Genomic DNA, 14,364 nt, shown 5'->3' with positions numbered 1-14,364 from the left:
TGGGCACGCGCTGGAGGAGACAGTGGAGACGGCGTCGGCCCGCACGGGCACAGCTCCCGGGCGCGGAGCCGACGCCCCGCCCACCGGCCCGGACCAGGGCCGGAGCACCCCAGGAGGTCCCGATGACCCAGCCCCCGTACCCCGATCCGAACCCGCCGACGCCGGGGCCCACCCCGGGGCCGCCGGATCCGGTGCCGCCGTCGCCGACGCCGGGGCCGACTCCGGGCCCGCCCCCGCCCGGACCCGGACCGCTGCCGGGGCCCCTGCCCGTACCGGAGCCGGATCCCGTACCCCACCCGCCGGGGCCCGACCCCGTACCGGAACCGATGCCCTCGCCCGGTCCCCTCACCTGAGCGCGGCTACATCCCGCCCGCCACCCGCATGACCGTCCCCGTCGCGTACGAGGCGTCGTCCGAGAGCAGCCACGCGACCGCCCCGGCTATCTCGTCCGGGCGCCCGGCCCGGCCCATCGGGATGGTGCCGGCGAGCTTCGCGGGGCGCTCGGGGTCCTCGTGGAAGCCGGTCCAGACGATGCCCGGCGCCACGCAGTTGACCCGGATGCCGTCGGCCGCGACCTCCTTGGAGAGACCGACCGTCATGGCGTCGACGGCGGCCTTGGTGGCGGCGTAGTGCACGTACTGCCCGGGGCTGCCCAGGGTGGCCGCGGCCGAGGAGATGTTGACTATGGACCCGCCGCCGCGCGCCGCCATGTCGCGCACGGCCCGGCGGGCGCAGAGCAGATAGCCCAGCACATTGACGTCGATGGCCCGGCGCATCCCCTCCGCGTCGGCGTCGGCGAGACGGCCGTTGGGGCCGCTGACCCCCGCGTTGTTGACAAGGCCGGTGACCGGGCCGAGCGCGGCGGCGGCGTCGAAGAGCCGGTCCACGGAGGCCTCGTCCGCCGTGTCGACCGCCACCGCCAGGCCCTTGCGGCCCGCCGCGCGCACCTCCTCGGCGACGGCCTCGGCAGCCTCGGCGTCCGAGCGGTAGCCCACGACCACGTCGTGGCCGTCGGCGGCCAGACGGGCGCAGACCGCGGCGCCGATACCGCGGCTGCCGCCGGTGACGACGGTGACGAACCTCTGCTCCACAACGAACCTCCGACGCCGGGCGGACGACCGCTCCAAGACGACCACTCCAAATGGAAGTGATCTTCCGCCATCGTAGGATCCGGCACTGACAACGCCGCAGGAGCCCTGTGCACGAAGGCCGAGCAGCCCGCCTGGCGGGAATCCGTTGGATGCTGGCACTCCCGCCACTTCTCCGACGCCCGAGCACGCCATATCGTCGGCCGGGGCTCCCGTCCGGGCGCCCTCATACCCGTACGAAAGTGCTCAGCCCGTGACGAAGTTCCTGCTCACCGTGCACATCCTGGCCGCGATCCTCGCCGTCGGACCGGTCGCCGTGGCCGCCAGCATGTTCCCGCCCACCGTCCGGCGGGCGCTGGCCGCGCCCGGCGACCCGCAGGCGCTGGCATCGGTGCGGCTGCTGCACCGGATCTGCCGGGTCTACGCCGCCGTGGGCGTCGCGGTGCCCGTCTTCGGGTTCGCCACGGCGAGCACCATGCACATCCTCGGCGACACCTGGCTGATCGTCTCGATCGTCCTGACGACGCTCGCGGCGGCCCTGCTCATCGCGCTCGTCCTGCCCAGCCAGGACGCGCTGCTCACCGAGCTCGACGCGGCCGCCTCGGGTGCGCCGACCGGGCCGGTGACCACCGTCGACGCACGCCGGACCGTCCGACTGGCCATGTCCACCGGGGTGTTCAACCTCCTGTGGGCGGCGGTGACCGTCCTCATGATCCTTCGGCCCGGCTCCACCACCGGAGGCTGACGGCCGCGCGTCCGCGAAGGAACGTTTCCGGCCGCCCGGGTGCGCACCGACGACGCACCCCCGCCGAGTGGGGCAGGCTGGAGGGCGAATCACCCTCGGCGAAGGAGGACGCAGTGGCTCTGAAACCCGGAGACGGCGGCGCGGTGGAGATCAGCCCGACCGGCTGGGTGGCCCAACAGGCCCAGCTGTACGAGGAGTCGGGCGGCACCGAGGGAACGACCCTGCACGGCGCGCCCTGTCTGCTCCTGGACTACGTCGGCCGCCGCACCGGCGCGGTGCGCCGCACCGTACTGATCTACGGGCGCGACGGCGACGACTACCTGATCGTGGCCTCCAAGGGCGGATCCGACGACCACCCGCTCTGGTACCTCAACCTCGTGGACCAGCCGGACGTCAGCGTCCGGGTCGGCACCGAGCGGTTCCCGGCCCGCGCCGAGCCCCTCTCCCCCGAGGAGAAGGCCCGGGTGTGGCCGCACTTGGTGGAGGTGTTCCCGCCCTACGCGGACTACCAGAAGAAGACCGACCGGGACATTCCCGTCGTACGGCTGCGGCACACCGACCGCTGACGTCCGCGGTCATCGGCGGTACGGCACGGGGATCCGTGCCGTACCACCTGCGCGGCGTCAGTCCTCCAGCGAGATGGCCTGCACCGGGCAGGCGCGGGCCGCCTCGCGGACCATGGGGTCTCCCCCGCCGTCCGCGCGCCCCGGCAGCAACTCGCTGAACCCGTCGTCGTCCTGGGTGAACACGCCCGGCGCCGTCAGGACGCACTGCCCCGAGCCGATGCAGACGTCGCCGTCGATGCTGATCTTCATGAGCTCACTCCACTACCAAGTGACGGGGAGTTCCAGCATTCCCTGGAGGGTGTCGCCCGGTTTGAACGGAATCCGGTCGGCGGGCGCCGCGAGCCGCAGCCCCGGCAGCCGCGTGATGAGGGCGCCCAGGGCGATCTCCATCTCGGCCCGCGCCAGGTTCTGCCCCAGGCACTGGTGGATGCCGAACCCGAAGCCCATGTGGTGGCGGGCGGAGCGGTGCCAGTCGAGCACATCGGCGTCCGGGTAGACCGAGCCGTCCCGGTTGATCAGGGAGGTGGCGAGCACGACCCCCTCCTCGGCGCGGATCACCGTCCCGGCCACCTCGATGTCCTCGGTGGCCACCCGCAGCATGCCGTCGGCGATGGAGAGGAACCGCATCAGCTCCTCGACCGCCACCGGCATCAGCGACGCGTCCGCCCGCAGCTCCGCGAGCCGCTCGGGGTGCTCCAGGAGCGTGAAGGTGCCGAGCGACAGCATGTTCGCGGTGGTCTCGTGCCCGGCGACGAGCAGCAGCACCGCCATCCTGACCAGCTCCGTGCGGTCCATGCCGCCGGTGCGCAACTGGTCCTCGACGAGCTCGTCGAGCAGCCCGTCACCCGGCTCGCGGACCTTGTGGTCGATCAACTTGCCCAGGTAGCCGTCCAGTTGGTCGCGGGCGTCCTGCGTGTCGGCCGGATCCGGCCCGCGCAGCAGCCGCCGGGACTGCTCCTCGAAGAAGTCGTGGTCGTCGTAGGGGACGCCGAGCAGTGCGCAGATCACCATGGACGGCACCGGCAGCGCGAACGCGGTGACCAGGTCGACCGGCGGCCCCTTCTCGACCATGGCGTCGAGGAGGCCGTCCACGGTCCGCCGGATCATCGGCCGCAGGGCGGCGATGCGTTTGAGGGTGAAGCCGGGGATGACCTTGCGGCGCTGGATGTTGTGCTCGGGGTCGTCCACGCCGAGGAGTTCGATGCGGCGTTCGCTGAGCGCGGCGAACCGCTCGGTGGTCGCCGGGAAGGACGAGTGGAGCCGGTCGGAGGAGAGCCGCGGGTCGGCGAGCAGCGCCCGCGCCTCGGCGTGGCCGGTCACGAACCACGCGGTGCTGCCGTCGAAGAGCGTCACGCGCGACAGCGGGCTCGCTTCCCGCAGCGGCTCGTACGCGGTGGGCGGCTGATAGGGGCAGGTGCGGTCCTGGGGGAAGAAGACAGATTCGGTCATGGTGAACCTCGCAAGCGAAGAGTCCGTCTTGCCGATCCCCATTACATGCCCAAGGCAGCTAAGTACTCTACGCAGAGTTCGGCCGAATCGTCCGTGCCGGACGATCCGGCTGATTTCTGCCGCATTGGGCCGTCTCGCCCCGAGTGTGCATGAGAGCCTGGGGAGCCCAGCACCACGAGCGCAGGCGGAAGGGGGGTCCCGCATGGCAGTCACGGCCCGGGAACTGGTGGAGAGAATCACGGCGGAACTGGCTCCCGCGAAGGACGCCAACCGGCTGGTGCCGCAGATCGCGAGCGGGTCGGCCACGGTGTCCGCACTGGCCGCGCTGGCCCTTGAGCAGCACCACGTCATCGCCTCCGACCTGCGCGCCTTCGCCTTCCTCGGCGACCGGGCGGCGGGCGCGGGCAACTCCGCCTGCGCGGAGTTCTTCGGCTCGCTCGCGACCGGCGAGACGCTCGCCCAGGAGCGGCTCGGCGCGTACGCGGCCGCCTGCGGACTCGACACGGACGACGTCGAGCGGTACGAGCCGCTGGCCGGCTGCCAGACGTATCCGGCCTATGCGGCGTGGCTGGCACTGAACGGCGAGCCGCCCCTGGTGGCCCTCGCACTCACCGCCAACTTCGCGGCGTGGGGCGGCTATTGCGCCACCGTGGCCGAAGCGCTGCGCGGCCGCTACGGATTCTCCGACGAGGCGTGCGGCTTCTTCGACTTCTTCGCCGAGCCCTCGCCCGACCTGGAGCGCCAGGCCCTCGCGGCCGTCGCCTCGGGCGTGCACACGGAGGCCGAGACCGCCCTGGCCCGCCGCTACGGCAGGCTGCTGCAGACGTACGAGGCGATGTTCTGGAACACGCTGGCCGACCGGTGACCGGGCGGCCGGTGGCACCAGTACCACCGGCGATCCGGGTACCAGCGGGATCGATCGGGCCCCGCCCTCGACGGGAGGATCGCAGACGACCGATCCACCCCGACGGGGAGTACCCATGAGCACGTTGAGCACGTCCCGGAACGCGAGCCGGTGGTCGAACGCGACACGCTGGTCGGTCGCCGCCGCGGCCGGGCTCCTCGTGGCCGCCGCACTGCCGGCCGCCACGGCCCACGCCTCCACCGCACCTGAGGGAAGCGCCGCCCGCGTGCCCGACCGCTATCTCCAGCAGCACCTGGACTGGCGGCCCTGCGACTCGGGCGCGCTGGAGTGCGCGGTCATGGCGGTCCCGCGCGACTGGCGCCACCCCGGCGCGGGCCCGGACCTCACCGTCGCGGTCTCCCGCCACCGGGCGACCGGACCCGGGCCGCGCAAGGGCGTCCTGATGACGGCGGCGGGCGGCCCGGGCGCCTCGGGCCTCACCCGGCCCACCGGCCTGGCCAAGGACGCGCCGAAGGTGGCGGCCGCGTACGACATCGTCGGCTTCGACCAGCGCGGCGTCGGCAGCAGCACGCGCGTGGTCTGCTCGGACCAGCCCACCGTCGACTCCTTCTTCACCAGCGGCGACCTGCGGGACCGCACCTCCCCGGCGATCCGGCAGACCTTCGCCCGGGCCCGTGCGTTCGTACGGGACTGTCAGCGCAACTCCGGCGAGCTGCTGCCGTACATCACCACCGACCAGGCCGTCCACGACATGGACCTGTACCGCGCGCTGCTCGGCGTGGACAGGATCTCGTACTATGGGCCGTCCTACGCCACCTTCCTCGGCGCGTACTACGCCACCGAGTTCCCCGGCCGGGTCGAGCGGATGGTCCTGGACAGCAACGTCGACTTCAGCGGGTCCTGGCAGTCGTTCCTGACGGGGCAGCCGCTCAGCTTCCAGCGCCGGTTCGAGCAGGACTTCCTGCCGTGGCTGGCCCGGAACGACGCCGTCTACCACCGGGGCCGCACCCCGGCCGAGGCGAAGGCGAGCTACGAACGGCTGCGCCGGGCCCTGCACGAGCACCCGCTGGAGCTCGAAGGCACCACCGTCACCGCCAACAGCCTCGACGTCGCCGCGACCGACGCGATGTACAACACGGGGCGCTTCGGCGGGTTCGCCGCCGCGCTCGGCGTCCTCGAACACCCCGACACGGCCGCGCCCGCCGCCCGCAAAGCCCTCGCCCAGCGCCTCCAGCACGCCATGGGCGCGGACTTCTTCGCCGACTTCTTCGCCGTGACCTGCGCCGACACCCCGTGGAACCGGGACAGCGGCCACTGGGTCCGCGAGAGCGCCGAAGCCACCCGCGCCTACCCGCTCGCGGGCGCCCGGGAGTTGACGTTCGCCTCGATCTGCGCCTCCTGGCCGCGCTCGAAGGCGCCGCACGTGGAGGTCACCGGCAAGGGCCTGCCGCCCGTCCTGATGCTCAACTCCGTGCACGACCCGGCCACCCACTACGAGGGCGCCCTGCGCGCCCACCGCGCCCTGCCCACCTCGCGCCTGGTGACGGTGACCGGCGGCGGCGACCACGGCCAGTACCTCGACGGCAACGCGTGCGTGGACGGGCTCGTCGAGGGCTATCTCCTCGACGACCGGATCCCGGCGGGCGACACCAGCTGCCCGGTCGCTCCCCTGCCGGTGCCCGCGGGGCGGCAGTAGAGACGTCCGCGACGGGTTGACGCACGCATCTGGCCATCACCGGCCCCAGGGCCCACCATGCTCCCAGCTACCCGCTCGTAACAACCGTGTTCCGCAGCGCCGTTGCGGAGTGAGGGGGACATCGTGCTGTCCATGCGCCGTAGAGCAGTGTCTGTGGGGGTGACACTGGCGGTCGCGATCGCCGGGCTGGGGCTCGCCCCCGGACCGGCGGCGGCCGCCCCCGCCCACACCCCGGTGATCTTCGTGCACGGCTACAACGCCGACCCCGGGGTCTGGGGCGGGATGCGCGACGACTTCAAGGCGTCCGGGTACACCGACGCCGAGCTGTTCTCCTGGGGCTACGACACCGGCCAGTCGGTCAACGAGGTGCTGTCCGGCCGGTTCGCCGCCTATGTGGACCGGGTCCGCGCGCAGACCCGCGCGGCCAAGGTGGACGTCGTGGCCCACTCCTTCGGAAGCCTGGTGACGCGCTGGTACGTCAAGTTCGGCGGCGGCACCGCCACCGTCGGCCACTGGGTCTCGCTCGCCGGGCCCAACCACGGCACGTCCACCGCCTGGGCCTGCGCGCTGTGGTCCCAGGCCTGCCGCGACATGACCCCGGGCTCGTACGTGCAGAAGCACCTGGCCGACGGCGACGAGACGCCCGGCGCCGTCCGGTACGCCACCTGGTGGTCGAACTGCGACGAGGTGATCAACCCGGACAGCAGCGTGCCGCTGACCGGCGCGGTCAACAACCCGGCGGGCTGCCTCAAGCACAGCGACCTGCTCGGCGACGACGCCGTCTCACAGGGCGTGCGCGCCTTCCTGGCCCGCTGAAGCGTGACCTCCGCCACCGGCCCCCGCCTGCCGGAATGCCACCGGTCGCGAGATGGTTGCACCATACACGGTCCGGCGGGACGAGCCCGGCGGCCCGGTCGCGGAGAACGGGAACGATCCATGGGCGAGTTGATCCTGATACGGCACGGCGAGACGGCGTGGACCCTGACCGGGCAGCACACCAGCCACACCGACCTGCCGCTCACCGAACACGGCGAGGCCCAGGCCCGCGCGGTGGCGCCACTGCTCGCCGGACACCGGATCGGACTCACCCTGGTCAGCCCGGCGGCCCGGGCCCGGCGCACCGCCGAACTCGCCGGACTCACCGCCCCGCAGGTGCGACCCGATCTGAGCGAGTGGGACTACGGCGGGTACGAGGGCGTCACCACCCCCGAGATCCAGCACGAGCGCCCCGACTGGAACCTGTGGACGGACGGGGTCGCCGCCGGGCCCGCCGCGCACCCCGGTGAGAGCGCCGAACAGGTCGGCGAGCGCGCCGACCGGGTGCTCGCGGAGGCCCGGGCCGCGTCCGAGGGTTCCGGCAGTGATGTCGCCCTCGTCGCCCACTCGCACTTCCTGCGCGTCCTGACGGCCCGCTATCTGGGGCTGCCCGCCTCGGCCGGATCGCTGTTCCTGCTCGGCACCGGGGCCGTGTCACGGCTGGGCACCGAGCACGGCCGGCCCGTGATCACGGCGTGGAACACGACTCTTCCGCGGAGCGTGCCCGCGCCCGTGGGATGAGGCGGCCGCCGCCTGCCGCCACGGCGAGCTCCGCGAGCGCCTCGGGTGCGCCGCGCTGACCCCGTATCCCGGGAAAGGCGTTGACGTCCACGATGAGCGGGCCGCCGCCCGCGTCGATGAGGTCCACCCCGTACACGTCCAGGGCGAAGACCTGCCCCACCCGGAGCGCCAGGTCGGCCCAGCCGGGCGGCAGGTCGTCGAGCGGGAGCGAGCGGGTGGGGCCGCGGCCCCCGGGCGCGAGCTCGGAGCGGCGCAGGGCGGCGAAGACCCGGTCGCCGATCACCCACAGCTTGTGGTCCCAGCCGCTGTTGGCGGTGAACTCCTGCACCACCACCGGCTCCCGCGCCCACACCCCGGCCAGCGCCCGCAGCCCCGCCGCGTCGTCGGCGCGGGCGACCAGGTCGTCGCGGCGGCTGTGGCGGCTCTTCACCACCAGCGGATACGTCAGGTCGGGGTCGTCCGGCAGCGGGGCGAGGGCGGCGAAGGTGCGGGTGGCCGCGAACGGCAGCCCGGCCGCGTCGGCCAGCTCCGCCATCGCCGTGCGGTCCTGGCAGAGGGCGGTCGCCGACGCGGAGTTCAACACCGCGGCGCCGCGCAGCTCCAGCTCCCGGGCGAGCGCGAGGGCGCGCGGCGTACGGGACTTGAGCAGGTAGACGTCGGCCACGCGGTCCGGGGGCGCCGAAGCCGGGTCCACCGGCTCCACCACGTGCTCGCGGGCGAGCAGGGCCGTGGTGGCGGCGAGCAGCGGATGGCCGGGCTCCGGGGTGATCAGCCCGATCCTCATACCGCCGCCCCCGGCTGCTGTTCCGGGACGAGGGCGGCCGGGAAGGCGTCCGGGCCGCTCCCCCGGCCCGTGCGGGCCAGTTCGAGCACGGCGCGCGCCACCCGCGCCGCCGCTTGAGGGACCTGACGGAAGCTCGGGAAGTCGTTCACGTCGACCACCACCGGCCCGTCGGGGCCGAGCAGCACGTCCACCCCGTACAGGTCCAGGCCGTAGACGGCGCCGACCTGCGCGACGGTCGCGGCCACCTCGGCGGGCAGCGCCACCTGCCGCTCGCGGACCGCGCGGTCGGGGTGGAGCGGGGAGCAGCGCTCGGTGGCGTAGAGCTCGCCGCCCACGCAGTACACCTTGAGGTCCACGCCCGAGTTGGGCACGTACGGCTGGGCCACCAGCATGCCCTGGCCCGCCAGTTGCCCCGTCATCGCGGCGAGCCGGTCCGGCGACGGAACCAGGCACACTCCGCGCCCGGCGCTGCCGTCGGCGGGCTTGACCACCAGCGGGAACTCGGAGTCGGGTATCTCCGCGAGCAGTTCGGGGACGGCCGCCGCGTACGTCGTCGGCATCGGCAGGCCCCGGCTGCGGCCGATGGCCGCAGCGAGCGCCTTGTCCCGTACGCCCCTTATCGACCGGGCGTCGTTGACGGTGGTCAGACCGACCGCGGCGGCGGCCTCCAGGAGCGTGAGGCCCGGGCCGCCGGACACCGTCTTGAGCACCCAGGCGTCATGGCTGCCCGCGTTGACCGCCTCGGACATCCGCAGCAGGGAGCCGCCGGGGCGCAGCACGTCCACCCGATGACCCCAGGCGACGAGTTGGCTGATCACCTCCACCGGCATGCCGTCGTGGCGGTAGTGCTCCTCCACCAGAAAGCAGAGCCTCATCGACCTTCCCCTGTAACCCCCCGGACGTCCGCCGATCTGTCCGGCGAGCTGTGACGACACAGGATGTCATGAACAGCCACGCATCTCGCTCCCCGCCCCGGAACGGGTTCCGGCGCAGGTCAGCGCGGTCGCCGGGGAAAGGGGACTTGCCCTTCACACTAATGTGAGGGTTCGACCATGGCCGTATGCCGACCGCACCACTGGCGCGCACCGCCGCGCCGACCGCCACCGGACCCGCCGCACTGCCGCTGGGCGGCCTGCTCACGCTCGCCGCGACGGCCTTCACCGCCGTGCTGACCGAGCTGCTGCCCGCGGGGCTGCTCCCGCGCATGGGCGGCGGTCTCGGCGTGTCGGAGGGCCGGGTGGGATTCCTGGTGACCCTGTACGCGGCCGCCTCCTTCCTCTCCGCGATACCGCTCACCGCGCTGCTGCGCGGGCTGCCCCGGCGCACGGTCCTCATCGGCGCGCTCACCGGCCTCGCGCTCGCCGACGCCGTCACCGCGCTCTCCTCCTCCTACCTCCTGACGTGTGCGGCCCGGCTGCTCGCCGGAGCGATGGGCGGGACCCTCTGGGCGATGCTCGCGGGCTACGGCGCCCGTATGGTCCCCGCCGAACGCCGGGGCCGCGCCATCGCGATCGTCCTCGCGGGCATCACGGTCGCGCTCTCGCTCGGCGTGCCGCTGGGCACCGCGCTCGCGGGCACCGCGGGCTGGCGCGCGGGCTTCGCGGCGCTCGCCGCCCTCGCCGCGCTCCTGATCCTGAGTGCGCTGCGGTACGTGCCCGACTTCCCCGGCGAGCCGAGCGCCGGGCGGACCCCGCTGCGGCGCATCGCGGTCCTGCCGGGCCTGCGGACCGTCCTGTCCGTCACCCTGCTGCTCCTCCTCGGCCACCAGGCGATGTACACCTTCCTGGTGCCGTTCGCCGAGCACGCCGGGTTCGGGCGCGCGGGTCTGGTCCTCTTCGTCTTCGGGGCGGCGACCGTCGGCGGCATCTGGCTCGCGGGCGCCCTGGCCGACCGCAGGCTACGAGCCGCGCTGCTGGGCACCCTGGGCCTGATCGCCCTCGTGATGGCGGCACTTGGCAGCCTGGGGCGGGTGCCCGCCGTCCTGGTGGTCGCGGTCGCGCTGTGGGGCGCGGCCTTCGGCGGGGCGCCGACGCTGATCCAGACGGCCCTGGTCGACGTCTCGGGACCGGAGCACGCGGACGTGGCCACCTCGCTCCAGGCGACCGTCTACAACGTCGGGATCGCCGCCGGATCGCTCACCGGAGGCGTGGTTCTGGAGAACGCGGGCCCCGGAGCGCTGCCCTGGACGGCCCTGCCGCTCGCCATCGGTGCCGTACTGGTGGTTTGGACCGCGCGCACCCGTGGTTTCCCTGTTCGGCGGCGGGTGCGCTGATCGCCCAAGGTCGGCCGCAGGCATATGCCAGAAGCACCACCGTATCGAGTGTTGCCAAATCCCTTACGGGGCATCGCTCCCTGTGCAACAGTCGTTACCGGTCCATCCTTCCGACATGCAGTGCCGCGCCTGTATCGGAGTACGTCATGCCGTCCCATCTGTTCGCGGACCGTCCCAGCCCGCAACCGCCGGAGCGGGAGACGGTCGACGCGCTGATCACGCAGACCCGTCGGCTGCGCGGCGGAGTGGACGCCGTACGGCGCGACGCGCTCGTGGACGACGACGACGCGCACGTGCGCTGGCAGCGCGCCCTGTGCGACCTGGCGGTCCATCACCTCGACGACCTCGGCACGCACCTGGACCAGCTGAAGGAAGGCCTTCTCCCCGAGCCCGCCCCGGAGGAGACCGGCGAAGAGGAGCCCCCGGCGGGGTACGAGCTCGACCCGATGCCCGGATCGCTGCTCAGCCGGGTCGGCAGCGCCGAGTGGAACCTGCTCACGGACGCGGTGGACTGGTCCGACGAGCTCTTCCAGATATTCGGACGGGCGCCCGAGAGCGGAGCGATGTCGCTCGACGAACTGCCGTCGATGGTGTTCGCCGAAGACCAGGCGCTGCTCACGGCCATGGTGACGGACTGTCTGGTCGACGGGAAGCCGATCGACGGCGAGTTCCGGATCGTCCGGACCGACGGGCGCGTGCGGACGCTGCACATGATGGGCGAGCCCGTGCTGGACGCCGACGGCTGCACCGCCTCGATGTGGGCCGTGCTGCGCGACGTCAGCGAGCTGCGCCGCAGCCAGCGCGCGGTGCGGGAGTCGCGCGACTCGCTGCGGCGCGAGCGGCACATCGCCCAGACCGAACACCGGCTCGCGGTCGAGCTGCAGGAGGCCGTGCTGCCGCCGTGGCGCGGCTCGCTGCGGCTCCCCCAGGGCAACCCGGCGGCGCTCGACGTGGCGGCGCACTATCTGCCGTCGGCCACCAGCGCGCTCATCGGCGGCGACTGGTACGACGCGCTCGAACTGCCCGACGGCAGGTCTTTACTGACCGTCGGAGACCTCACCGGCCATGGCGTCACCGCCACCGGTGCCATGGCCATGCTGCTCGGCGCGCTGCGCGGCATGGCGGTCGCGGGCATCCGCCCCGGCGACCTGATGGGCCACCTCAACCAGCTGCTCGACCACTCGGTCCAGCCGGCGCTCGGCAGCGCGGTCTGCTGCCAGTACGACCCGGCCACCCGCATCCTCTCCTGGGCACAAGCAGGACACCCCGCCCCGCTGCTGTTCCGCGGCGGGACGGGGTGCGCCCTGACGCCGCCGGACGGGGTGCTGCTCGGAGCGACGTCAGGAGCCGGGTACGGACAGGCCGAGGTACAGCTGAGGCCCGGCGATCTGCTGGTCCTGCACACCGACGGGCTGACCCGGCGGGGCACCTCGGACGAGCCGGGGTGCCGCAGGCTGCTTGAGCTCGCCGCCCGCCTCGAAACGGTCCGTACGGCCCAGGAGGGCGTGCGGACGGTGGTCGAGGAGTTCGGCGAGACGGACCGAGAAGATGACGCGTGCGTCCTTGTGGCCCGGATCGGTTCGTGATGGCTGATCGGATCTGTTGGCTGCGGATCGTGCGTGGCTGAGCGCGCCCACGCGGCGGAGCCGCAAGTGTCACCGCCCCGCGCCCCTAAAAGAAGCGGGTTGCGAGCAACCTAGAGATCCATACTGCGGCCCCGCCTCGTCGGTGCCTTCGGCAGGGCCAGTTGGATCTCCTCGCGCAGGTCCTGGATCTTCTGGTACCCGGCGTACTGCCCGGTCAGCCGGTACATCTCGCGCAGCCGGTCCCAGGTGCGGTGGGAGGAGGTCTCCCCCATCGACACCAGGGCCAACCGGGCGTAGCGGTCCGCCTGTTCGGGGTCGTCGGCGATGAAGCAGGCCGAGGCGAGCGAGATGTAGTCGAAGATCTTCGAGCGCTGGCGCCCGTTGACCCGGAGTTCGAGCGCCTGTTTGGCATGGCGGGCCGCGACGCCCGCCGCGCTCGCGTCGTGCTCGGCGAGCGTACGGAACGCCAGGGCCTGCATGCCGTGGAGGTCCGCCTCGTCGAACATCTGCATCCAGCTCGGCGGGGGCACGTCGCCCCGGTCCGAGACGAACAGCTCCTCGGCCTCGCCGAGGGTGCGCCGCATCGCCTGGCCCTGCCCCATCGACGCCTGCGCCCAGGCCTCGATGGTGTGCAGCATGGCCCGGGTGCGCGGCAGGGTCTCGTCGCCGGAACCGGACTTGGCGAGCTTCATGAGGTCGAGCGCGTCGTCGGGACGGCCCAGATGGACCATCTGCCGGGCGGCGCGGGAGAGTGCTTCGCCGGCGCGCGGGCGGTCGCCGCCCTCGCGGGCCGCGTGCGCGGCGATGACGAAGTACTTCTGGGCGGTCGGTTCGAGGCCGATGTCGTGGGACATCCAGCCGGCCAGGACGGCCAGGTTGGCCGCGACGCCCCACAGGCGCCGCTGGAGATGGTCGGGGTGACGGTAGGCGAGCATGCCGCCCACCTCGTTGAGCTGGCCCACCACGGCCTTGCGCTGAAGTCCGCCGCCCCGGGACGCGTCCCAGGCGCGGAAGACCTCGACCGAGCGCTCCAGCGCCCCGATCTCCTGCGACCCGATGGGGGCGGCCTCGTAGCGGTCGTACCCGGTGGGGTCGGCGTAGAGGGGATCGTCGAGGTGGGGGGCGTCGGCCGAGAGTACGGGGTCGGTGTGCAGCCAGTCGTGCATGGCGCTGCTGAGTGCGGAGCCTGCGGCGAGCGCGGCGCCCGCGCCCACCAGACCGCGTCGGTTGAGCATGAGGTCCATTCCCGTGAATTCGGTGAGGACCGCCGCCGTCCGTTCAGGCGCCCACGGTAGGCCGTCGGGGTTCTGCTTGGGTCCGACGTCCCGCCGCTTTCCGGCGCGCCCTTGCCGGTCGAAACCGAGGTCCTCGATGGTCACGACACGGCCGAGCCGCTCGGTGAACAGAGCCGCCAGCACCCTCGGCACCGGATCGCGCGGGGACTCCCCCATGTCGATCCAACGCCGCACCCGCGAGGTGTCGGTGGCCAGCTGGGGGTGGCCCATCGCGGCCGCCTGCCGGTTCACCAGCCTCGCGAGTTCGCCCTTGGACCAGCCGGCGAGGCCGAAGAGGTCGTTCAGGCGAGTGTTGGGTTGTCCGTTCACTTCAAGCCCCCAGGTTCTCGGCTGAGTTGACAGTAACCCCCTGTCAGATGCGGTGCGACTATTCGCCACGGTTCGCCAGGGTGCGCCAGATGGTGTGCCACCCGCGGTCGGGTGTCAGGTAAGAAGGCGCCACCCCGCCCCGGCAGGCGGAC

The 14,364-nt window shown here is 73.0% G+C and carries 14 protein-coding genes; 8 read left to right on the top strand and 6 right to left on the bottom strand.

Annotated elements, in window-relative coordinates:
• Nucleotides 1–359 precede the first annotated feature (359 nt).
• Nucleotides 360–1,091 carry an SDR family oxidoreductase gene (locus QIY60_RS27350; protein WP_283144838.1) on the bottom strand — a complete coding sequence of 244 codons (732 nt, stop codon included), beginning with the start codon at nt 1,089–1,091 and terminating at the stop codon, nt 360–362.
• Between the two features lie 250 nt (nt 1,092–1,341).
• Here QIY60_RS27350 and QIY60_RS27345 point away from each other — a divergent pair, with 250 nt between their 5' ends.
• Together QIY60_RS27345 and QIY60_RS27340 are read left to right on the top strand one after the other, a co-directional pair.
• On the top strand, nt 1,342–1,833 hold the full coding sequence (locus tag QIY60_RS27345; RefSeq protein ID WP_283144837.1) for a DUF2269 family protein: 492 nt from the start codon (nt 1,342–1,344) through the stop codon (nt 1,831–1,833).
• Nucleotides 1,834–1,946: 113 nt separating this feature from the next.
• Nucleotides 1,947–2,399 (top strand): nitroreductase family deazaflavin-dependent oxidoreductase, encoded by a 453-nt coding sequence (locus tag QIY60_RS27340; RefSeq protein ID WP_283144836.1) that lies wholly within the window; start codon nt 1,947–1,949, stop codon nt 2,397–2,399.
• Nucleotides 2,400–2,456: 57 nt separating this feature from the next.
• Here the strand turns inward: QIY60_RS27340 and QIY60_RS27335 are convergent, their stop codons facing one another.
• Together QIY60_RS27335 and QIY60_RS27330 are read right to left on the bottom strand one after the other, a co-directional pair.
• Entirely contained in the window at nt 2,457–2,648 is a 192-nt protein-coding gene (locus tag QIY60_RS27335) for a ferredoxin (RefSeq protein WP_283144835.1), read from the bottom strand.
• A gap of 12 nt (nt 2,649–2,660) precedes the next feature.
• A complete protein-coding gene (locus QIY60_RS27330; RefSeq protein ID WP_283144834.1) occupies nt 2,661–3,848 on the bottom strand; it encodes a cytochrome P450 in 1,188 nt (395 codons plus the stop codon).
• 202 nt (nt 3,849–4,050) lie between these two features.
• Between QIY60_RS27330 and QIY60_RS27325 the strand changes: the two genes are divergently transcribed.
• From QIY60_RS27325 to QIY60_RS27310, 4 genes are all read left to right on the top strand, one after another.
• Nucleotides 4,051–4,713 carry a transcriptional regulator gene (locus QIY60_RS27325; RefSeq protein ID WP_283144833.1) on the top strand — a complete coding sequence of 221 codons (663 nt, stop codon included), beginning with the start codon at nt 4,051–4,053 and terminating at the stop codon, nt 4,711–4,713.
• A gap of 115 nt (nt 4,714–4,828) precedes the next feature.
• Nucleotides 4,829–6,409 (top strand): alpha/beta hydrolase, encoded by a 1,581-nt coding sequence (locus QIY60_RS27320; RefSeq protein ID WP_283144832.1) that lies wholly within the window; start codon nt 4,829–4,831, stop codon nt 6,407–6,409.
• Nucleotides 6,410–6,541: 132 nt separating this feature from the next.
• Nucleotides 6,542–7,225, top strand: a complete 684-nt coding sequence (locus QIY60_RS27315; RefSeq protein ID WP_283144831.1) for a triacylglycerol lipase — start codon at nt 6,542–6,544, stop codon at nt 7,223–7,225.
• A gap of 120 nt (nt 7,226–7,345) precedes the next feature.
• Complete coding sequence (locus QIY60_RS27310; protein ID WP_283144830.1) at nt 7,346–7,966, top strand: histidine phosphatase family protein; 621 nt, start codon at nt 7,346–7,348, stop codon at nt 7,964–7,966.
• On the opposite strand, the gene QIY60_RS27305 is transcribed toward QIY60_RS27310, so the two are convergent.
• Together QIY60_RS27305 and QIY60_RS27300 are read right to left on the bottom strand one after the other, a co-directional pair.
• The gene (locus tag QIY60_RS27305) at nt 7,914–8,750 is read right to left on the bottom strand and encodes an alpha-L-glutamate ligase (RefSeq protein WP_283144829.1); all 837 of its coding nucleotides are present in this window, start codon (nt 8,748–8,750) and stop codon (nt 7,914–7,916) included. The genes QIY60_RS27310 and QIY60_RS27305 overlap by 53 nt on opposite strands.
• Entirely contained in the window at nt 8,747–9,625 is an 879-nt protein-coding gene (locus QIY60_RS27300) for a hypothetical protein (protein ID WP_283144828.1), read from the bottom strand. The genes QIY60_RS27305 and QIY60_RS27300 overlap by 4 nt, the downstream gene beginning before the upstream one ends.
• A gap of 185 nt (nt 9,626–9,810) precedes the next feature.
• Here QIY60_RS27300 and QIY60_RS27295 point away from each other — a divergent pair, with 185 nt between their 5' ends.
• Nucleotides 9,811–11,022, top strand: a complete 1,212-nt coding sequence (locus QIY60_RS27295; RefSeq protein ID WP_283144827.1) for an MFS transporter — start codon at nt 9,811–9,813, stop codon at nt 11,020–11,022.
• Nucleotides 11,023–11,168: 146 nt separating this feature from the next.
• Complete coding sequence (locus QIY60_RS27290; RefSeq protein WP_283144826.1) at nt 11,169–12,608, top strand: SpoIIE family protein phosphatase; 1,440 nt, start codon at nt 11,169–11,171, stop codon at nt 12,606–12,608.
• Between the two features lie 110 nt (nt 12,609–12,718).
• Here the strand turns inward: QIY60_RS27290 and QIY60_RS27285 are convergent, their stop codons facing one another.
• Nucleotides 12,719–14,212: a hypothetical protein gene (locus QIY60_RS27285; protein ID WP_283144825.1), complete on the bottom strand. Its 1,494-nt coding sequence runs from the start codon at nt 14,210–14,212 to the stop codon at nt 12,719–12,721.
• Between the last annotated feature and the right edge of the window lie 152 nt (nt 14,213–14,364).

The sequence above is a fragment of the Streptomyces sp. BPTC-684 genome (assembly GCF_030028635.1).
GTDB lineage: Bacteria > Actinomycetota > Actinomycetes > Streptomycetales > Streptomycetaceae > Streptomyces > Streptomyces noboritoensis.
The sequence above is the reverse complement of the archived record's forward strand: the minus strand, read 5'-3'. Positions and strand labels throughout refer to the sequence as shown.